Genomic DNA, 20,845 nt, shown 5'->3' with positions numbered 1-20,845 from the left:
AGTGGGGCGCATTTTAATCATATTACTTCCTTTTTTACTTATTGCTTGTAGCGGTGAGGCTACTATCTCATTACCGCAACCCATCGAAGTAGAATTGTCGGAAGCCCCAAAGCGTATTTATGCTGGCGATAAAGCCGTTATCAGTTTCGAGGTAAGGGGTGAAGGAGTGCCGTATTTAAAAATAGACCAGAGTATGGGGCCAGTAATTCTATACCCTCAAACGAGTGGGGCTAATATAGAATTTCAATTACAGCCCGAAAATACGCGTCAATCGGGCACTTACACTTGGAAGTTGGTTTATTCGGAAGAAATTTTGCAAAAGGGTACGATTGAGGTTTTGCCTAAAGTGGATGAAGTTACCAAAATAGAGACCTATTTTGGGCCTCGAAGTATTAGGGCGGGGGGCAATGATTTTTCAATGTTGTTCGTAGTGCCGACCGACATTTACGATAACCCATTACCTGACGGTACTCAAGTTGATATCAATAGACAGATGGACAATCTACACGACAGTGTCGGAATTGCCATTAAGAACGGATATATCTGGCATAATCTTTATAGTTCTGATACTACTGGGCGTATGCTAGTAAGTGCCGGGGTAGGTGAGGTGAGTGGTAAGGAACTGACTAGTATGATAACCCCATCCAATTCGGTTAATTTCAGTATTGATTACACCCGGGTTCATGAGTACGCCGATGGTAACCAGGTGGTAGAATTCTTCACCGATATTATTAAAGACCGTTTTGGCAATGTGGTAAGTGACGGTACTTTGGTGAATTTTAGGGTCACCGACCAGAAAGCCGCTAGACTTCAAACCGCAGGTACGACCTTGGCAGGTGTCGCCACGGGCAGACTCTTGCACCCAACTGAAGCCAGTAAATGGTCTGTAACCGCTTATGTTACGGGAGAATCGAAGAGTAATGACATCGAACTATCTTTTAGAACCGCTGTTGAAGATTACGATGTTCAATTTTCTGAGGATAACCGAGCAGTACAAATTGGACCAATGCATGGATTTATGGAGCAATTGACTCCCGATGGCCTACTTATTACCTTAAGATTGTACGATGAACAAGGTAAATTAATAGATACCAAAAAGACGAATTCTTCAAAGGGAGTTGGCGCTTTTGAGTTGCAAGAAAGGTTTTATAAAAACGGAAAGTACAAGATAACTATTACCGCAGCAGGTATTAACAAAGAATTTCAAGTAGCTTTAGGCAACGATGAATTGGAATAAGTGGATCATACGAATCGGATTATTGATCACCTTTGTCGGTGTCAATGCCCTTATATTGTTCGGTATCAGTTCGGTATGGTCGTATTTGAATACCGGAGCCGACCGTTCGTCACGTCTGCATTTGAATATTGATGAAGTACGGTCTTACCTACCCAAAGTTGAATGGGATACTACAAAGGTAGAAGGCCGTCCTATAGAGCCCCTAACGTTGGCCGAAATCGAGAGGGATTACCTAAACGGCTGGTATGTAAAGAATACCGCTCTTTTTACCAATAACCGATACGGTATCTCAGATTATTTTACCGACAGCGCCCGCGTAAAATTGCAACGGATACTTGACCTAAATAAATCGAACCAAGCTACCTTCAAGCAAACTTCGTTAAATCATCATCCAAAGCTTGATTTTTATAGTGCTGACGGTACACAAGTATATTTTACCGACCACAACGTACATCTGCACCAAGAATCATTCTTGAACGGTCAATCTGTTTTGAACCAAGAAAATCAAGAAGCTTATAGAGTAATTATGCTACTTGAAGACGGTTTTTGGCGCGTCCGCCATTTTACAAAGTTTGAACCGGCAGATGAAGGGCCTCCGGATGATTTTGTACTCTCCGATAGCACCAGAAAGCTTATTAGAGATATCAAAGGTCTTAATTACTATCCGCAAGATACCCCTTGGGATATGTTCGGAAAAAAATACAACGATACCATTATTGCCAAAGATTTTAATTTGATCAAGGCAATGGGCCTCAATACCATTCGAATCTTTATTCCGTATGAAGATTTTGGTGCAGCCCATGTTGATTTTGATAAATTGGCGAAAGTCCGCTCATTACTCGATTTGGCCGAAAAGAATAATCTTAAGGTGGTCGTTACACTTTTTGATTTCTATGGAAATTATGATGTATTTGATTGGACACTGAACCATAGGCATACCGAGCAAATAGTTACCGCATTAAAAGACCATAAGGCAATTTTGGCTTGGGATGTAAAGAATGAACCAGACCTTGATTTTAAATCTCGAGGTAAGGAGACTGTTTTGGCATGGCTAAAACAGATGTTCAAGGAAATCAGAAAATGGGATACCGAACACCCTATTACGGTGGGTTGGGCCAGCCCCGAAGCTGCGGCAAACTTATCGGAAGAGGTCGACTTCGTTTCCTTTCACTACTATAAGAAGTTAAGTGATTTTACTTCCTCTTATGATACCTTGAAAACGACTGTTGCGAACGATGAAAAACCAATTGTTTTACAAGAATATGGGCTTTCTTCATATAGTGGGGTTTGGAATGCTTTTAAGGGTTCGGAGGAAGAGCAGGCAGCCTATTATGAAGAGATGCAAAGTACATTGATGGATAAAAAAATTCCTTTTCTCTTCTGGACATTATACGACTTTAGACATGTGCCCAAGTCGGTGGTAGGTAGCTTACCTTGGCGCAAACAGCCTCAGCGATACTTCGGATGCTATGATGTCAACGGAAGGCCAAAAGCAGCTTCAAAATATCTCATTCAGTACTAAAAAAGAAAAACGGAATGATGATGATCATTCCGTTTCTTTGAGGGGGTGCTCGATATAATTAAACATCAGTTGTTTCAGGGGACAATTTTATAGCATTAACGTCAATAACTTGACCTTTTGATTTTTGTACTTGAATAGCTTTGAAATAATCGATATACATTTTGGTAATGGTACTCATCGGTAATGAACAAGCAGCCTTATAATTAGCTTGGGCAAGTTCTGTTCTATAGGCGTCATCAGTCAGAATTTTTTGTATGGAATCTGCCAGGGAGTATTTATCCTCAGGAATAAAGAATTCTCCTCTATAACCTTCTTCTCTCACCAAAATACTGAGGTCACCTAGATCGGGTAAAGTCACAGCTTTACCATAGCTGCCCGCTTGGTGCAATACACCCGAACTGCCCGTTGTAGAAGTGTACGGAAAAACAACGACCGCACTTTCTCCAAAAATAACGGGAACATCTTCTTCAGCCACGTAACCCGTAAAACGAAGCTGGTCTACATGGCTGTATTTTTGTTTCATTTCCTCAATATAACCAGGCGTATTTGGGCTATCGGTTCCGGCAATTACAATTTCAATATCTTCATCGGTACGACCCCTAATAACTTCTACCGCTTCGATTAAAACTTCTACTTTTTTATAAGTTCCGAACTTGCCAAAGGCCATTACCTGCTTTGGTCCTGAGGGTAAATTGAAATCAGGAGTTGGCGGCGTTTCGAATGAACCATGGGGAATGAGGGCTATATTCTTTGCCCTATATTTCTTTTCTAAAGTCGAAACATATTTACTGATTGTTACTGCCACAATATCGGAGGCCAAAATGAATTTAGTAAGATTGGTTCCAATAAAGTTGTACGCGTATTGAAGCAGCTTGTTGTCGGTAAAACCTGCGTTGCCCAAATCAACTTTCTCCAAAATATTGTGCAAAAGAGAAATGGTCGGTATACCTCTTTTCTTGCATAGATATGGTAGTAACAAACCTAAGGCCGCGGGTATTTTTTTATCACCGAACTTTAAAAATTGTAGATTAAATAGAATAGCATCAGGCCGGTGCTTTGATATGGCTTTGTTTACTCGTAAAACATTGGTGTAGCTGTTAAAATCCCAACATTCCTCAACGCTAATCTTACAACCGTCCTCTTGAAAATTTAAGTCCTTTGCCGCCGTTGTCTTATCGGTCATCAAAACGATTTCATCGATTTCATCGTGTAGTCTAAAGTGTTTGACCAAATAATAACCATACTCGGTCAAGGTAACTTTACTTGGCGGATAGGCCGTTACAATGGCTAGTTTCATAAGTTGAGATTTAGGGTAAGACCTGGGTCTTGTTCGCTTTATTTCGTATTTCTTTATTTAAAAAGTATATGATTTGAATAACCAAAAGGGATGACATGGCAATAATCTGTACGTGAACTACAGAAGAAAGACTATCATGAAAAAGAGCTACGAGTGCTATTTGAGATAGTCCTAAAACTCCTGAAATTATTACAGGTACAAAATGGTCTAGTGACAGAAAGTAATAGGCAAAAATGTTTGACAGGGCAAATAGCGACGTTGCCAAGGCATATTGCCATAAAAGGGCCGACATTGATAAATAAGAGTCACCGAACATTAAGGTGATGATGAGTTCGGGAAAGAAATAACAAGCCATTACGATGGAGGCCGAAAGTAGACCTATGTAGGTAATATATTTGAATAAAATAGGTGCTGTAGGCTCCCCATCTTTTTCTTTTTGTACTACCGCAGGTAGAAGTAACATCACAAACATCCAGGCGACAAAATAGACCACCCTTCCAATCAAGGCTAGCGAGGCATACAGGCCAGCATCCATGGCTTCAAAATAGTGTTTGACCATTAAGATATCGCTGTTATTGATGATGATTTGCGTTAATTCATAGCATGCCGTAAGAATGATGAACTTGTTCACCTTTTTGCTGTTTTCAGCACTTAGCTTGTCGTTATTGAAGAAGGTAACACCTTTGGCATCTGAAGGAAAAAGACCGAATAAAAACGAGATGAAAATCCCCGTGGCAACTAAAACTCCCGGTTGAACATCAAAAATTAATAGTAATGCCATGGTCAACAATAACCTGCTCCACATTTCGGTCTGGTAAGTGATAGAAAGATTATTGAATTCTTGCCTGCCCTGGTAAGTTCCTCGGTTGACACTCATAAAAAAATATACCGGAATACCGAGTCCGAATATGATGAACATCCAACGGCTTTGCGAATTGAAGAGCTGCTGAAGCTGGCCGGAAAATAATATAATAGCTATACCGACTACGAGGCCAATGAGTGCTGATCGTCGATAGCTGTTCGACTTAAAGATATGCCACTCTTTACCGCTGAATAGAACGGCAAACTTGGCTACAGCCAATTGAAAGGTCATACCCATGAACGATAGCACTAAGAGTAGGGTTATAAGTAGTGCCGCCTCGGAAAAAGCTTCGGGGCCGAGAAATCTACCCAATAACAGATTGTATAAATAGTTACCACCATTGACCACCAATACACTGAGCATAAAAATTTGCTCTTGCGATACCTTTCGCAACATGAGTTTGATAGCGGTCATTTTTAACTGGTTGTATTACAAAATATAGGCCCCATTTGTGTGCCGAGACCTTTCATAAATAACGCAAGTTTTTAAATTTATTGTAAGATATATCTTATAATTACTGTTGATGTAGTAAGTTTGTGAATGTTGAGCTTATTTTTATTCGAATCTTTATATAATAGAGTTTAGCCAAATTTATCTTATCTGGTTAAATAGTATTTTTTGTAGGAAGTTTTCCATTAAAATCCTCCCTTTTTTTAATTTCTCACAACATATTTCGGATAATCGTTCGTTATCTATTTTGTAAATAAAAACTTACGAAATAATGTTTCGATTTGTAATCCTTCTGTTTATTGGTTGCGCATCCCATTTTGTAATCGCTCAAGACGATATGTCTCCTGGTTTTAAAATGTTGGAGAAAGGTGATTTTGAAAAGGCGGAAAGTTTTTTTGAAAGCTATTTGCAAAGTGACCCCGAAAATAAAACGGCCAATCTTTGCTATGGCCGCGCAGTTGGCCTAAGTGGAGACCCTAAGAGGGCTACTGTTCTTTTTGGGTCTTTAAAAGACCAATACCCCAATGACTATGAGATTACCATTAATTATAACGAATCTTTTTTATGGGATAAGCAGTATAATAAGGCAAAACCGCTGTATCAAGATTTGGTTGAAAAATATCCGGATAAATTTGGTGCCGTGCTGGGATATGCCAATACCCTATCTAATTTAAAAGAATATAAAGAAGCCTTGGTTTGGGTCAATAAGGCCATAGCCTTAAACCCTGAGAATGAAAGTGCCAAAGTTTCGAAAAAATACATTCGCTTGGGTTATGCTAATGAGTATGTCAATAATCAGAGTTACAAAAAGGGTATCAAGTTGCTTCTTGAAATTTTTGATGATTTTCCTGAGGATAAAGATGCTTTGCTCAATTTGGCCAATGTCTACTTGATTACTAAAAATACAGATAAAGCCAAATCGACTTATCGAAGATACGCTACCTCTAAAAAAGATTCCATAACGGCCATCAACGGTATGGCATTGGCCGAGCATATTGCTGAAAAAGATAAGGAAGCCTTAAAACAGGCTGAATTTGCCAAATCGATGGTTTCTGAAATCACGGATGCTAAATTGACCGAGCAAACCCTAAATAGATATGTACAAGCTTTAATCTGGAACAGAAAATACGGGGATGCCAAAAAGGAGATAGAAAAACTTGAAAAAACGTACCCCGATAGTAATTGGGTGCGCGCCTTAAGGGCCACTTTAGGTATGTACACGGCCAAATTCAAGATGAGTATCGAAAACTATGATGCTATTTTGGCCAAAGACAGCGCTTCTTTCGATGGCAACCTAGGTAAGGCCAATGCACTTTTTGCTTCAGACCGGGTTGTTCCCGCCTACAAAGCGGCTTTTCAAACTTTAAGAATTTTTAAAAACCAAAAAGATGCCAAAGGTTTTATAGAAAAGTTGAATGGTATGTATACCCCTCTGGTAGAAGACCACGCCGCCTATACGTTTGATAATGGCAATAATGTGGCCATCTCCAATACAATCTCGGCCTCTTTGCCATGGAGTACGAAATTTAAAACATCACTAAGCTATCAATACCGAACTACCGAAAACTCTTTGATACTTAATAAAGCTGAATCTCATGTGGCTACCATCGGTCTTGATTTTAAATTGATGCCGAATGTTAGCCTAAATGGAGTGGCCGGTATCAACAATAGCCGATTTGAGACATCATATACCCAACCGGTAATGAATATTAAGTTGGTCACCAAACCCTTTAGATTACAAAATTTAGAATTAGGTTACCAGAGGGAGATCCAAAGTTTTAATGCAGATTTGATTGAGCGCGAAATAGTAATGAGCCATTACGGACTAAATTATAACCTCGGAACCAATTTTAATTTGGGTTGGTACACCCAATTGATTCATACCCAACAGTCCGATGAGAATACTCGAAACCTATTGTTTACCTCTTTATATTACTCTTTGATGCGAAAGCCGGCACTTAAGATCGGGCTAAACTATCAGTACATCACTTTTGCCGAGCAAGTACCGACTATCTACTTTAGCCCTGAAATTTATAGAGCGGGTGAATTCTTTGCCGATGTACGCGGTAATTTTTCCGAAAAGACCAAGTTCATGGCAAGTGCCGCCACGGGTATACAAAAAGTAGAAGAAGACCCTCAAACTCCCATATTTAGGGCAGAGGCTGGTCTTACCCATGATTTTAGTAAACGGTTCAGTGCCAATGTTTATGGTAAGTATAGCAATATAGCATCAGCAACGGCAGCCGGTTTTGAGTTTACGGAAATGGGACTAAAAATCAAGTGGATGCTGGGACAGAAACCTGTTTTCTATGCCAAGCTGGATAAATAGGTAGAAAGGTAAGGAGAGGGGATATAAAAGTTGAAGAAAAAGCTTTTTGGAAATCTAGAGTTCCGTTATATAGGCGCCTACCATATCGAGTACAGCCTCAAAATCGCTCCCTTTTTCGGTATTGTTTTGAAGAAGGTCCGCTTCAAAATCTTGGGCAAGCTGGTATGATTTTTCAAGACCAAGTATATTGAACTTATGCTTGATTTTATGAACTATCTCCGCGGTTTTTGTGAATTCCTGGTTTTTAAGGGTCGTTTCATACTCCTCCCTTTCCTGCGGAAACTCCTCCTTTAAAATACTGATGAACTGCATGGCAAAATCGTGGTCATCGCCAGCCAGTTGCTTTATATAATTGGTATTTGGGGTTTCCATGTTATTGTTTTTTTAATGTAAAGTAGAAGGTCGTACCCACATCAACTTTAGACTCAAGGCTTATATCGCCTTCGTAAATATTGATGATTTTTTTGACCAGTGATAGCCCAATACCTGTGGCATTGTTATCGTTACTCAATTTACCGAACATATCGAAAATTTTTGATCGGTGATGTTCCGGTATGCCTTTTCCATTGTCGGAAATAAAAAAGGTATAGTAATAAGGGTTGACCTTATGGCCTATTTTGATAATGCCGCTCTCTAAATGTTCGGTTGCCGTGATGGCATTGGTAATAAGATTGGTGAAGAGTTGTTCTAAGCTATATTTTTGACCATAAATGGTAGGCAATTTCCCGTTATACTCCAATTTCACATTCTCTGGAACATAAATGGTGTTCTCTATCTCCTGTAATAGATCGGAAATATTGATATTGGTTTTCTCTTCTTCTAAAGAAGAAACCGTGGCGTGTTTTAAAACGCCATCGATTAACCTATCCATTTTTTCCAGATTTTGAGCAATCAATTCTCCATTGGCCTTGCTGTCTTCTGAGAATTTATCTTGTTCTTCATCTAGAATCCAAGTGAGAAGGGTACTAATATTTCTGATAGGCGATTTAAGGTCGTGCGAAACAACGTGCGCATAATTGTTCAAAGACTCGTTTCGGGTCTCCAGTTCTTCCATGAGCTTGTTTTGCTCTGAAGTCATTTTTGATAATTGCTCGGCCTGCTCGCCAATTTTTTTCGCAAGGCTTTCTACATCAAGAATATTTTCTTTAGACCCATCTTCGATATGCAGGTTTTCGTTCAAGCTTTCTAGCGCTTTTTCAAGCGAATCGATAATCTTTTTTTGACGACGGGCCTCGGCTTCCAGTTCTCTGTTGGCCTCATAAAGCTCTTTTGAGCTTATCGCAGTAGCCCTTTGTATCATGGCGACCTTGTCGTCTTGGTCTTGATATGATTTTTGAACGGCATCTAAAAAAGTCTCCAATTCAGGATGGTCTCTTAAAGATTCCGGTAAATATTTACGAATTTGTCTTTTTAAAAGTGAATGCATTATTCGCTCAAGAGTGTTAATGTCATTGTTTGATTATGCAATTTACACGATTCTTCCCCAGCAAAGGGCGCCATTTCACCATAAGAATAAAAACCTGTTACTGCGGCTTGTGAACCTACGATATCAATCACTTCTTCTACTTCATCTTCGGTTCGTTGGTCCATTACCAATTTACGACCTACACAGCTGACCAATAGGGCCAGTTCCGTTTTATTTTTACGTAGTTCAACAGCTAATTTGGCCGCTTCCCTAGCTCCATCTGCAATGTCATCAACTGTAGACATCATCAATTGAACGGAGGAACCCTCCGGTACATTGCCCGCCAATAGCATTGAGTTCTCTTCTTCGTCTATATTGAGAATGGTTCTTACTAAGGGTTTTGAACCATCGTGTAAATCTACATTTAAAGGATAAAATAATGCCGAGTAGGGCAAATCTTTAGCCTTATCCCCCAAGTATTGTTTATAGAGGTCCAGTGCAGGTTTTCCGTCAAGCTCATATAAAACATTGCCGTCTGATTTCGTAATCGTACGCAAAGGCCCGAAGACCGACCAACCACCGTAGTTGGCACTGGTAATTTCTAGACTATCTCCGTACAGACCGACAGCAATAATTTCCCCTTCTTTAGGGTTTGAATTGTAGCTACAAAGGGTTCGTTCGAATCGAGCATCGTCTCCGCAGAGTCCGCCACTCAATCCTACTTTTGAACTTTTTATTTTCTCGAGACCTGAAATGAGAGTGCTTCCGTTCACAGTACTACCCTCAGAGACTACAAAGACATGTTTAAGGTTTTCAGAAGGAAATTCCTCCATTAATTCCTTACCGAGAAGTTCGTCGTCACCGTCGTAGTCTGCCAAGTTTTTGCTCTTGATTATAAACGTACTTCGCTCAAATTCGATGGCCGTTAAAACCATTGTTTTTTCAAACACGTTTTCGTTGAGAATTTCACCACTCGTTGAGCCCATGATGATGTGCCCCCCTGGAAAAAGTTCAGCTATTTCAGAATAGATATTTTCAGCCTCTAATTGGTAACGGTCACCAAATACCAGAACCAAAGGGCTCTTTAATTCTGTTTTCTCCGTCTGAAAAATCCAACTTCCACCTTTTTCTTTTTTTGCCTGTAAAATTTTCATGCCTGTGATTTTGACTGCTCGGTTAATAACGATTTCTTTAGGGTAAAGTGAAATTGTGTACCAACCCCGACCTCACTGTCTACCCAAACATCACCTTCGTATCGATCAACAATTTTTTTCACAATGGAAAGCCCAATCCCCGTAGATCGTTCTTTATTTCCGATTGATTGGAATATCTTGAATATTTTCTCGTGGTATTCTTTGGGTATACCGACCCCATTATCTTCGATAGTAAACTGAAATAAATCTTTATGTTCTTTAAAAAGCACCTGAACAAGACCGACCTCCCTTTCAATATGAACGACGGCGTTACCGATTATATTCTGAAATAACTGTTGCATTTTGGTGCGGTCACAAATAATGGTTGGTAAGGTTTTAGGCACTTTAACGCTCACATGATCCGGAATATATATGGTTTCTTTGATTAATGCTATTACCTCGTTCAGGTCGACCTCACTGCTTAATAGTTGTGAGCTATTCGCCGTTGAATATTCTAGAATGCCTTGAATAAGCTTATCCATAGATGCTACCTTCTCTTGCATTAGAGAAAGTTGTTCTTGGCCTGCCTCATCTAGTTTATCATGATAATCTTCTTTGATCCAGGATGCCAAAGCGCTAATACTTCGTAAAGGAGATTTTAAGTCATGCGAAACGATATGCGCATATTCTTGCAGGTTTTTGTTACTGGCCTCGAGATCCGATAAGAGTTGTTCTTTTTGTTCTTGAAGTTCTTGTTCTTTGGTAATGTCTTCAATGACCACCACTTGAAACTTAATTTTTCCTTCTTCGTCTCGAACAGCGCTGATATTGGTTTTTGCAATGAATGTCGCCCCGTCTTTACGAACATATTCTTTGGTCATTGACACATTGTCTTGCCCCTCGGAATTTAATTCACCAACAAAATCAGAACATTTTTCTTCATCGTAACAAGTTGTAATTTCGTTTGGGGTAGAGTGTATCAATTCATTTTCAGTATAGCCCAATAGCTCTGAAAATCTTGGGTTCACTTTAATAATCTTACCATCAACGGTTAAAGCAATACCGAGTGGTGAATTATCAACGATTATATTAAGTTCTCTTCGCTGTTCGGCCAAGAGGTTTTTAATTTCTGTTTCTTGGCTTATATCTCTTATAATACCATGAAGTCCGATAGGTCGACCTTCGGTATCGTAAATGACGCTACCGTTGATTTGTATGAATTTATGCGACTTGTCGCGAACAACGATTTTTGCCCTGTAGTTTTTTAAAACCCCCACTTTCTTAAGCGATTCGAATGCCTGAAGGGTGTATTCAACATAATCGTAGTGTACCATCTTGCCTACATTGATAGGCTCTTTTCTGTGGTCATAACCCAAAAAGTTAATGGCAGAATCATTCATGGTGATCACATTGTAATCTAAGTCAAGAATGACATAGGGATCAATGATTTCCATAAAAGAATCGCTGAGGTCGGTCTGTTTTTTATTCAACAGACTCTCTAATTTGCTATTTGCCGCCTTTAAATGGCGGGTCATATCATAAAGCTCCTTAGATTTTTCTTCCAGAATTTTTTCGGCCTGAATTCGGGCCTGCTTTTGGCGTTCTAAGGCTCTTTTAAGTAATATTACTTCTTTGTTATTATCCATTTTGAACGATATCAAACTGTACCTCGGTACCGTCTTCTTTCAACAATTTGTAGGTTACTTTTGCTGAACTGTTATAGTGTTCAAAACATTTTTCGATTAGGCCATGGGCCAATCTATAGAGACCGCGAGAAGAAGAATAGACCATTGATAGTGAATTGTCGGTCTTTTCTAAAATCTTGAAGGTGGGCAACTCGGCTTCGGGATATATCTTTTGAACATGTACATGAATATGGTCTTCTATCGCGTAGATTAGACCAAGCGGGTTTGAATAGCTTTGTATCACCTCGGGGTGTGCCTTGCCTAAAGAGGTGAAAAGATAATGCCCGAAGGTGTAAATTAGGGTATCTACATCAATCTTTACCTCTTCGCTGAGGTTGGTGATCAAGCTGACCATTTCATTAAATTCGTAGGTGCCAATGGCGGTGTATATACCGTTGGATGGTAAATTTGAAGACTCAATAATTGAATCGGCCACTTCAAGCCCGAACTTCTCTTCTACCATTTCGAGAAATTCTGTAAAGACTATTCCTTTCATTTAGTACTGTGGTTTGAAAGGGCCCCGTTTTGATTGCCCCTATTAATTCAGTATAAATGTAGGAAAAAGCCTTCCTTTTGATAAATAAATGTTGTGAAATGTAGGAAAAACGTTATGCCTTCACCAATTCACTTACTTCCCAGTACTGCACAACCTTTGTTAACTTGTCTTCGTAATCCTCATATTTCAAAGGCTTGAGAATGTAACCGGCAATACCAATTCGGTAGCATTCGAGCAAATCGGCACGGTTTTGAGATGTTGTAAGCATGATAGTAGGTAAATACTTATAATGCTCATCGGCCTTCAATACTTTCAAGAACTCGATACCACTCATTCGGGGCATATTCAAATCCAACAAAATAATATCTGGAAGTTGGTCTGCAGAGCCAAGAACTTCTAAAGCCTCTTCACCATTTTTAGCTTCGGTAATTTTGTGCTGTACTTTTAGTTTGGCCAAGATGCGTTTGAATTTCATCGTTTCAATCGCGTCGTCTTCTATAAAAAGTATGTTCATGGTGAAATATTTTGGTTGCCCTATGGTAAATATAATGAAAAGTTGGGTTGAATAACCAGTTCTAATAGAGGGTGATAGATTTATGGCATCTCGGGAAAGAAAAACGTTAAGGTCCTTATCTTATTTACTAAAGGGATTTGGTTAATCGCTTATGCCCTTTATGTTTTTATAAATCGATAGCATTTCCAGATGTTGAGGACGCATAAGCTGCATCGACAATTTTTAAGACGACTTGCCCTTCTTCGAGACCGGGAACAGGTTGGGTGCGGGTTTTAACGCACTCTATGAAATAGGCCATTTGCTTGTCGTAAATTTTCTGGTCGCAGTGTTCTTCTTTTGTAGGAAATTGGGGTGAAATGGTTTCCATAGATTCCCCGTTTTTTAATTTTAACTCGGTAGGGAATAGGTTGGCATAACCTTGGGTGCCGAATAGGGCTGTGCTGGCTTCCGGACCATCCATATGCGGATGCCACCAACCACTTTCGATAATACTCTCAGTTCCATTTTCCCAAGTAATAACTATTATACCAGTATCATCAACATCATAGTCACCAAATCGAGTGGATATGCGAGCGTATACCTTCACTGGTTTTGGGTCGTTCAGAAGAAATCTTACCGTATCGATGGCATGTACGCCCATATCGGCCAAAGCACCGCCACCGGCAAGTTGCTGGTCTGAGAACCAACCGCTAGGCCCCCAATTGACATGAATGCCATAGCCTTTGGTTTTGAAAATCGGTCCGAGTTTTCCCGATTCAATTGTTTTTTTAAGGTATTGGGCCTCTTCATCAAACCTCCACATATGGCCGACCATCACCAATTTTTTTGTGCCTTCAGAGGCTTTTCTTATCTCTTCTACCTCGCCTGCGGTAGTGGCCAAAGGTTTCTCGATAAATACATCTTTGCCGTTTTTTAAGAATTCTATAGAATGAGGCGCATGAAGCGAATTGGGCGTACTTAAGACAACAGCTTCTATTGAAGGGTCTTGAAGAATAGGTTCAATACGCGTAAAGGCATTTTCTATTTTATATTTATTGGCAAAAGCCTGAGCACTTTTTTCAGTTCGTGCCACGATTGCCGCTATTTCTATAGCATCTATTTTCTGAAGTGCGCGAATATGATATTCGGCGATATAGCCTGCTCCAATAAGCGCAATTTTAATCTTCTTCATAGTTCGGAATGTTTTATTTCGAAGTTTCTTCCACCGAGTAGGCCTCCAAAAGAAGTGCTAGTTTATCCGTAAGAATAAAATCGATTCCTGCAGCAAACAGAAATTGCATTTCTTCAACGGAATTGGCATCAAAATAGTTGATTGAAACCCTGTTGGATTTTAAGTCTTTCACATCTTTTGCAAGGTGCTCATGTTCGCGCGATTTTTTCAGTTGAATATGGCCATAGCCCATTTGAATGGTTTCTTGAACATAGATTTTTCGGGAAGAGGTTCTTTCCATATTACACATTCTCAAGGTGGTGTCGACCGACATTACACCTCTTGCAGCTTTTTTTCCACAGGCAATGATAGCTTGAAACTGTCTTCCCGATTCTATGATTTGGTCAGCTACCTTCTTTCCTAATTCTTGCCCACCTTTTAAGTGTACATTGAGCCAAACATTGGTAGGCATTACTTGAAGAGCTTCCTTGAGTGTCGGAATTCTTGTTTCTTTGAATTTCTCCGATTTCCAAGAACCGGCATCCAATTTTTTTATATCGGCCAAGGTCATTTTTTCGACAAGACCCGAGCCATTGGTAGTTCGGTCAACATTATCGTCATGAATCACTACCATGTAACCATCTTTAGTCAATTGTACGTCGAATTCAATCATCTGGGCGCCTAACCTGCTGGCTTCCTCAAAAGCGGGAATCGTATTTTCAGGATGATTTTCAGTAGCCCCTCTATGGGCACAAATTCCTTTTTTAGGTAGATTGGCAGGCTCTTGGCTAAAAAGACCAAGATGTAAGGTGAGTAGTAGAACGGATATAAAAGAATTCATGTTTGAAATTACATCAAATCGTCAACGTGCTGATAAATTTTTTCGATAGCGTCTGCAATCAAATCCATATCACTTTTGTCACCCATCAAGATTTTATGGTGTAAACACACCGATTCATGTTCAAAAAGGCGTTCACAAACTGGTAGGGAAATCTTTTTGGGGTCAATAGCTGACCAATAGGCATCGTTCAATTTATGTCGGGCAGGCTTCGTATGAGGCACGTACAGCGAACAATTGTTCAATGGCTCATAACAAGCATCGACAACTATATTGAGTTCAGCCTGTAATGCTTCGCGAAACCTACTTATGGGTAAATCTTTGAATGCTTTCTTGTCATACCTAAATGCAAAATTGAAATAGGCCTTTTTAGTTTCTCTTATGTCGCGCTTTAAAGGTGTTAAACCGGGAATTTTAGAAAGCAAATCGTTCAAATAAGCTCCGTTGTCATCTCTATTCCTGTTTTGGTCCGGTAACCGTTTAAGGCCTTCAAGCAAAATCGCTGCCTGAAATTCAGTAATTCTTAAATTGCCCGATTGTAAAAAATTGCCATCATCGCCATAGTCACCAATGCCTTTGTCTCCGCTGTTGAGGCTGCCTTTAGGCCTTCTGCCACAATTACGTAGGGCATCTAATCTTTCGGCCAATTTAGGATTGTTCGTTGTTACCGCACCACCTTCACCAGCGGTGAGGTGTTTAGATAACTGGAAACTGAAACTGCCTATATCGCCAATACTGCCGGCTTTTTTTCCCTTCCATTCTCCGCCGTGTTTGTGGGCACAATCTTCTATAATGTACAAATCATGTTCTTTTGCGATTTTCAATATGGCATCCATATCGGCAAAAGCACCATAAAGGTGCACGGGTACAATCGCTTTTGTTTTAGGCGTAATGGCTTTTTTAATAGCTTCGGGGTCAATGCACCAAGTGTCTTCTAAAACATCAACTATTACGGGTGTTGCATTTACGTCAATGACGGTAGCGGCAGTCGCCTGCCATGTAAGACCAGGAATAATTACTTCATCTCCAAGACCAATTTCTAGAGCTTCAAGGGCTATTTGTAAAGTAACGGTTCCGTTAACGGTACAAATGCTATAATCGGTACCGGTGAACTCGGCGAACCGTTTGTTGAATTCCGTTTCTTTAGGTCCGTTATACGACCAGACCCCGCTGTTCAAAACTTCGAGAAGGGCCACTTCTTCCTCTTTTCCCCAAACAGGCCATTTCGGCCACGGGTTTTTTACGGTATCCCTCATTGGAGGTCCTCCTAAAATTGCTAGTTTTTCCATTTTTGGTACTCTATCTAGATATTCTGTTCTACTTGATTGGTATCAGCAATTTTAACGGATTGCTCAATATTCGTATTCCACCCTGAAACTTTCACTTTTGCTTCCCCATCCTGTTTGAACCTGGTTTTTAAAACCCTTTTCTCATGTGGTAATAAGCTTATATAGTTGTCATTCCAAAAAACCGGAACTATAAGTTCTTCATTTTCATCGACCAATTGGGCACAGATTAAAAATGCTATTTCATCATTTCTGTTTTCAATGAGAACTTCTGCTATCAATTCGCCGTTTGATTCTTCTATAGTGTACCTAGCATCTAAATTTACCTGTGGCAATTTTTTGAGTAGGGTCAAATCAGCATATTGCTTGCTAGGGGTATGAAAGGCGAACTCGCCCAAATTGGCCTTATAATCCAATAGTTCTTCTTGGGTCGATAGCCAATAAAAATTGGTGTTCAATTGATTGCCATGGGTGTCGAATAATCGAAGGTCAAGAAAGTAAGTAGTCGTCAGGCCTTGTATTTCCTCTAATCTCATAATGTATTCTGAAGAGTCTGCCTGAGCATTTAGAGTTCTGCGGGCACTGAACAAAAGGTTCGAATTTATGTCATACACCCGAACCTGTGCCATCAATTCTTGAGAAGGTTTCAATTCATCATTGACCACATAGATGTGATGATTACCATAGTTGTAGATTATCTGAAGGCTTGAACAGGCTTTTTGAACGGCATAGAACGCACCTGTGGGCACTAGGTAATAATCATACACTTGCCAATACATTTTAGGCCATGCAGCATTGAGCATCCATTGTATGATGCCCGTCGTTTTAGATTTATTGACGCGAAAAGCTTCGAACATAGGCCGCATTAATTCGTAATTTAATGCTTGAGCCTTTTTATCGAAGTCATAAATATTTTCGGGGAGACCGTATCGCTGTTCGATGGCCTCATTAAACCGGCTCAAATCGGCAAATTCATATCGGCCGCAATGGTAATTCCATACCTCGCTAATCGGCCACAACTTTTCTTCGGGAATGAACTTCTGAATGCTTTGAAGCACTGGAACCTGAGCTCCTGGCCCTGTTTCTGTATTAAAGCCATAAGCCCCACCAAAATTAACGTCAGTGTACCAATAAACCGGTGCCGTATATGCGTAAGGGCCAAGCATTTTCACCCCTGAAGAGCCGCTAATTTCACTCACCACATCTTCACTACCGATCACATGCTGGTCACTTCCGACACCCCCTGTTGAATTCAAATAAGGTCGAGTAGTATCATACTTAGTAAAGCTTTCGATATATTTTTCTTCAAGTTCGGTAATGGGTACTTTATCACTGGCCACGGTCCAAACAAAAATACTCGGATGATTGCGCAACCATATAATTTGGTCTTCCCATGCTTTGGCCACATGGTCGATATCGTCTTTTTTGTAAACGGCACCGAATCTTTCACTTACGGGTACGCCCATATGTATTTCATGTTCCCAATGACAGCTCCATCCCGCCATGATCAAAATACCATGTTCGTCACAGAGGTCATATATTTTTTGGTCAGTTCCCCAAAAACCCTCTAACCGAATACAATTGAGGTTCATCTGCTTTACATACTGTATTTGAGCTTCCAATTTTTCATGGGTATCCATGAGCAAAAGATCATCCGTCCATCCAGCACCTTTGATTAAAAGTTTTCGGCCATTGATTTTGAACCCTCTATGAATATCATCCACCCAATAATCAGCGGTGCTCCGTATTCCAAAACGTGTTTCGGTCTGGCTCCAAAGTTCATCATTGACCAAAAATTCGATTTGTAAGTGGTACAGGTTTGGCTCACCAAGACCAAGTGGCCACCATAGTCTAGGATTTTCCATACGCAACTCCGGTACTTGTTGTGAATCAATTTCGACCAGTTGATGCGAATGAGGTTTTAGCGTTACTGACTTCGAAAATTTTAGATTTCCAATTGACCCTACTATTACACCGGAAACCTTGTTTTTGGTACGGTTGTGTACATCGGTTGTAATTGTCAATTCGGCAACGGTACCTTCGTAATTTTCTAAATGGGTTTTAACGAATGGGCGTTCAATAAGTGCTCCCCCGTGCAATTTTAACTTAACAGGTCGAAATATACCCATGTTACCGTCTGGAGGGGCCGGATTCCAATCGACAAAGCCAGTGCTAAAATCTCCCGGTTGGGGAGGAATCACCTCAATTGCCAACATATTTTCGCCATCTTCTAAATAGGAAGTCACAGGAAACGAGGTAATCTTATATGCGCCATCTATTTGATTGATATTGGCAACCAAATGGCTATTTAGCCAAACATTTGCTTTATAATTGATTCCTTCGAATATCAATTCTCCAAATAAACCTGACTGTTCTTCTGTAAGATGAAATTGCTTGCAATACCACCAAGGTACTTGAAATTGGTCTGTTGGTATTTCCTTTAAATTCTTACCGAAATAGGGTTGTTCGTAAACCTTGTTTTTTACCAGAGCTCCAAGAACGGTGGTAGGCACCGAACATGATAACCAACTTTTACTCAATACGGGGTTGAAGGATAGCTCTTTACCAGATTCTGAAATATCTGAAGATGAACTAATTTTCCAATTATCTAAAAGTTCTAAATGAAAATACTTCATACTATTCGAACCTTTCTTGAGCATTAAGTTTGATTTGGGTCAGTTTAGATTTCCAGATCATACCACCCCCGATACCCAATAATATAAGTCCGGCAACCAAATCGGTCATTTGTTGAACAAAAGTTTCGGTAAAAATCATGGCAAAAATTACAATGAGCCCAAATAGGGCTATAAAAACACCCAAAGCTTGGTTGATTTTTGCCGTTTTTAGTTTATTGGTTATTTCGATTTTATTCATAACAAATTCAATTGTTTGTTAAAAGAGATAGTAGACGGTGGCCAGAATACCGAGTACAACGGCCGACCATATTTTAAGATTGTTGTACCAAAATCTCTCTTCTTTCGGTACCCCTTCATAGATATACTCGTTAGGTAGCAACATTACGAAAGCACCGATAACCAGGTACAAACCGAAAAATATCATTTTGGCGGTTTCCTGAGGGATGTCAGAAGCCCAGTCGAAATTTAGCATATCTATACAGTTTTTGTTTTCATTACAATTTTAGAGCTGAACACCAGTCCTTTTAACCTTTCCTCACTATGCTTCTTGGTCAATAGGCTTACCGTAATATTGATGATAAAAGCCACTAAGAAAGACCACCAAGAGATATAGAGAAACGGATCTTCAATATGAAAGAATTGCTCCTTAAAAACATTTAGGAATACGGCAAAGGCAATACCGATAACCAATGCCGAAAGGCCGCCCCATTGTGTGGTTCTTTTCCAAAAAATTCCCAATAAAAGAATGGCAAACAACGGACCTTGAAAGTATGACATAAAGGTTTGAATTGCCACATAAATACCAGGGAAGTCACTACTGATAGGTGAAGTTGCAACCCCAAATACGAGTAGGGCAAGCGTAGTTATTTGTCCGACTTTTAGATAGTGTTTGTCGCTAGCTCCTTTTTTAATGAAAGGCTCATAAATATCTTTAGTAAACAAAGTGGCGGTTGAGTTTAATAGTGAATCGACACTGGACATTAGACCTGCAAAAAACGCAGCGAACATGAGGCCGACCAACCCTGGAGGCAAGATACTTTTGATCATCATGGGCAACGCTTGATCGCCATCGGCCAAATCAGGATGTACAACAACGGCCATTAACCCTGGAAACAATACCAATATGGGTATAAACATTTTTAAGGCAGAGCCAAAAATCATACTAGCCTTGGCGTGCCATTCATTCTTGGCGGTCAAGCATCGCTGAACAATAGATTGATTACCGATCATATAAGCATTCGCCATAACGAAGGTAAGACCGAACAAGATACCTGTCCACGGAAAGGGAGACGAGGTGTCAGATGGTTGAATAATATCGAAATGGCTCTGATACTCAGGGCCCATAGTAGCAATTTTTTCGACCATGTTGTCCCAACCACCTACGGCATGTAATCCTAGAAATACTAAAGCGAACCCACCAATGAACATGATGATCATTTGTACCACATCGGTCATGATTACCGCTGTGATGCCGCCGAAATACGTATAGAGACCTACAACCCCTGCGGTTGAAAGTATAGAAATCCATATAGGCCAGCCCATTAGTACATTTAGAAGAACTGCACTGGCCCAAAATAAGACCCCAAGGTCGAGGGCGAAAAACAGGATCCAGGTTGCTGAGGCAATGGTGCGAACCGATTTGTTGTATCGACGCCCCAAGTATTCCGGTATGGTATACATTCCGCCTTTCCAAAAATAAGGAATGAATATAAATGCCGCCAATAACATGGCAGGTACCGAACCTACCCAGTCAAAATTACCTACCGATACTCCGTATCTATAGGCCTGGCCCGAAACGCCCACGAAATCAAGCGCACCGATATCGGAGACTACGATGGACATTCCTATCGCCCAAAAAGGAAGGCTTTTTCCTCCTAAAAAGTAATCTTCGGAAGAATTGACAAATTTCTTGAAGTACAGACCTAAAAGCAACATTCCTACGATGTAGGCTATCACAATAAAATAATCGATTCCGGCAAGCATGTTTGATGGTAGTTTGATTGAC

At 40.1% G+C, this 20,845-nt stretch carries 18 protein-coding genes; 3 read left to right on the top strand and 15 right to left on the bottom strand.

The features are described 5' to 3' along the window. The first annotated feature begins 1 nt into the window (after position 1). The gene (locus D1013_RS15280; RefSeq protein ID WP_121849657.1) at positions 2 to 1,237 is read left to right on the top strand and encodes a hypothetical protein; all 1,236 of its coding nucleotides are present in this window, start codon (positions 2 to 4) and stop codon (positions 1,235 to 1,237) included. Then, positions 1,224 to 2,759 carry a cellulase family glycosylhydrolase gene (locus D1013_RS15275; RefSeq protein WP_121849656.1) on the top strand — a complete coding sequence of 512 codons (1,536 nt, stop codon included), beginning with the start codon at positions 1,224 to 1,226 and terminating at the stop codon, positions 2,757 to 2,759. Before D1013_RS15280 ends, D1013_RS15275 begins: the two co-directional genes overlap by 14 nt. A 58-nt stretch (positions 2,760 to 2,817) precedes the next feature. Here D1013_RS15275 and D1013_RS15270 read toward each other — a convergent pair whose 3' ends face one another. After that, positions 2,818 to 4,056 carry a glycosyltransferase gene (locus D1013_RS15270; protein ID WP_121849655.1) on the bottom strand — a complete coding sequence of 413 codons (1,239 nt, stop codon included), beginning with the start codon at positions 4,054 to 4,056 and terminating at the stop codon, positions 2,818 to 2,820. 10 nt (positions 4,057 to 4,066) lie between these two features. After that, positions 4,067 to 5,332, bottom strand: coding sequence for an oligosaccharide flippase family protein (locus tag D1013_RS15265; RefSeq protein WP_121849654.1), 1,266 nt, complete (start codon positions 5,330 to 5,332; stop codon positions 4,067 to 4,069). 307 nt (positions 5,333 to 5,639) lie between these two features. Between D1013_RS15265 and D1013_RS15260 the strand changes: the two genes are divergently transcribed. Then, the gene (locus D1013_RS15260) at positions 5,640 to 7,697 is read left to right on the top strand and encodes a tetratricopeptide repeat protein (protein ID WP_225621532.1); all 2,058 of its coding nucleotides are present in this window, start codon (positions 5,640 to 5,642) and stop codon (positions 7,695 to 7,697) included. Positions 7,698 to 7,751: 54 nt separating this feature from the next. Here the strand turns inward: D1013_RS15260 and D1013_RS15255 are convergent, their stop codons facing one another. The 13 genes from D1013_RS15255 to D1013_RS15195 all read right to left on the bottom strand — a co-directional run bounded on the left by D1013_RS15255 (position 7,752) and on the right by D1013_RS15195 (position 20,823). Further along, positions 7,752 to 8,069, bottom strand: a complete 318-nt coding sequence (locus D1013_RS15255; protein WP_121849652.1) for an Hpt domain-containing protein — start codon at positions 8,067 to 8,069, stop codon at positions 7,752 to 7,754. Position 8,070: 1 nt separating this feature from the next. Further along, the gene (locus D1013_RS15250; RefSeq protein ID WP_121849651.1) at positions 8,071 to 9,123 is read right to left on the bottom strand and encodes a sensor histidine kinase; all 1,053 of its coding nucleotides are present in this window, start codon (positions 9,121 to 9,123) and stop codon (positions 8,071 to 8,073) included. After that, entirely contained in the window at positions 9,123 to 10,256 is a 1,134-nt protein-coding gene (locus D1013_RS15245) for an FIST signal transduction protein (RefSeq protein ID WP_121849650.1), read from the bottom strand. The genes D1013_RS15250 and D1013_RS15245 overlap by 1 nt, the downstream gene beginning before the upstream one ends. Continuing rightward, positions 10,253 to 11,881 carry a sensor histidine kinase gene (locus D1013_RS15240; protein WP_121849649.1) on the bottom strand — a complete coding sequence of 543 codons (1,629 nt, stop codon included), beginning with the start codon at positions 11,879 to 11,881 and terminating at the stop codon, positions 10,253 to 10,255. The genes D1013_RS15245 and D1013_RS15240 overlap by 4 nt, the downstream gene beginning before the upstream one ends. After that, positions 11,874 to 12,416: a heme NO-binding domain-containing protein gene (locus D1013_RS15235; protein ID WP_121849648.1), complete on the bottom strand. Its 543-nt coding sequence runs from the start codon at positions 12,414 to 12,416 to the stop codon at positions 11,874 to 11,876. The genes D1013_RS15240 and D1013_RS15235 overlap by 8 nt, the downstream gene beginning before the upstream one ends. Positions 12,417 to 12,528: 112 nt before the next feature. Then, positions 12,529 to 12,930 (bottom strand): response regulator, encoded by a 402-nt coding sequence (locus tag D1013_RS15230; protein WP_121849647.1) that lies wholly within the window; start codon positions 12,928 to 12,930, stop codon positions 12,529 to 12,531. A gap of 166 nt (positions 12,931 to 13,096) precedes the next feature. Continuing rightward, positions 13,097 to 14,101 carry a Gfo/Idh/MocA family protein gene (locus D1013_RS15225; RefSeq protein ID WP_121849646.1) on the bottom strand — a complete coding sequence of 335 codons (1,005 nt, stop codon included), beginning with the start codon at positions 14,099 to 14,101 and terminating at the stop codon, positions 13,097 to 13,099. 13 nt (positions 14,102 to 14,114) lie between these two features. Then, positions 14,115 to 14,921 (bottom strand): glycerophosphodiester phosphodiesterase, encoded by an 807-nt coding sequence (locus D1013_RS15220; protein WP_121849645.1) that lies wholly within the window; start codon positions 14,919 to 14,921, stop codon positions 14,115 to 14,117. Positions 14,922 to 14,929: 8 nt separating this feature from the next. Beyond that, positions 14,930 to 16,207, bottom strand: coding sequence for a DegT/DnrJ/EryC1/StrS family aminotransferase (locus tag D1013_RS15215; protein WP_121849644.1), 1,278 nt, complete (start codon positions 16,205 to 16,207; stop codon positions 14,930 to 14,932). 14 nt (positions 16,208 to 16,221) lie between these two features. Next, positions 16,222 to 18,864, bottom strand: coding sequence for a glycoside hydrolase family 2 protein (locus D1013_RS15210; RefSeq protein ID WP_121849643.1), 2,643 nt, complete (start codon positions 18,862 to 18,864; stop codon positions 16,222 to 16,224). Next, entirely contained in the window at positions 18,842 to 19,078 is a 237-nt protein-coding gene (locus D1013_RS15205; RefSeq protein ID WP_121849642.1) for a manganese efflux pump, read from the bottom strand. The genes D1013_RS15210 and D1013_RS15205 overlap by 23 nt, the downstream gene beginning before the upstream one ends. Positions 19,079 to 19,096: 18 nt before the next feature. Further along, the gene (locus D1013_RS15200) at positions 19,097 to 19,312 is read right to left on the bottom strand and encodes a hypothetical protein (RefSeq protein WP_121849641.1); all 216 of its coding nucleotides are present in this window, start codon (positions 19,310 to 19,312) and stop codon (positions 19,097 to 19,099) included. Between the two features lie 2 nt (positions 19,313 to 19,314). Next, entirely contained in the window at positions 19,315 to 20,823 is a 1,509-nt protein-coding gene (locus D1013_RS15195; RefSeq protein ID WP_121849640.1) for a sodium:solute symporter family protein, read from the bottom strand. Positions 20,824 to 20,845 lie beyond the last annotated feature (22 nt).

Source organism: Euzebyella marina (assembly GCF_003687485.1).
Classification (GTDB): domain Bacteria; phylum Bacteroidota; class Bacteroidia; order Flavobacteriales; family Flavobacteriaceae; genus Euzebyella; species Euzebyella marina.
The sequence above is the reverse complement of the archived record's forward strand: the minus strand, read 5'-3'. Positions and strand labels throughout refer to the sequence as shown.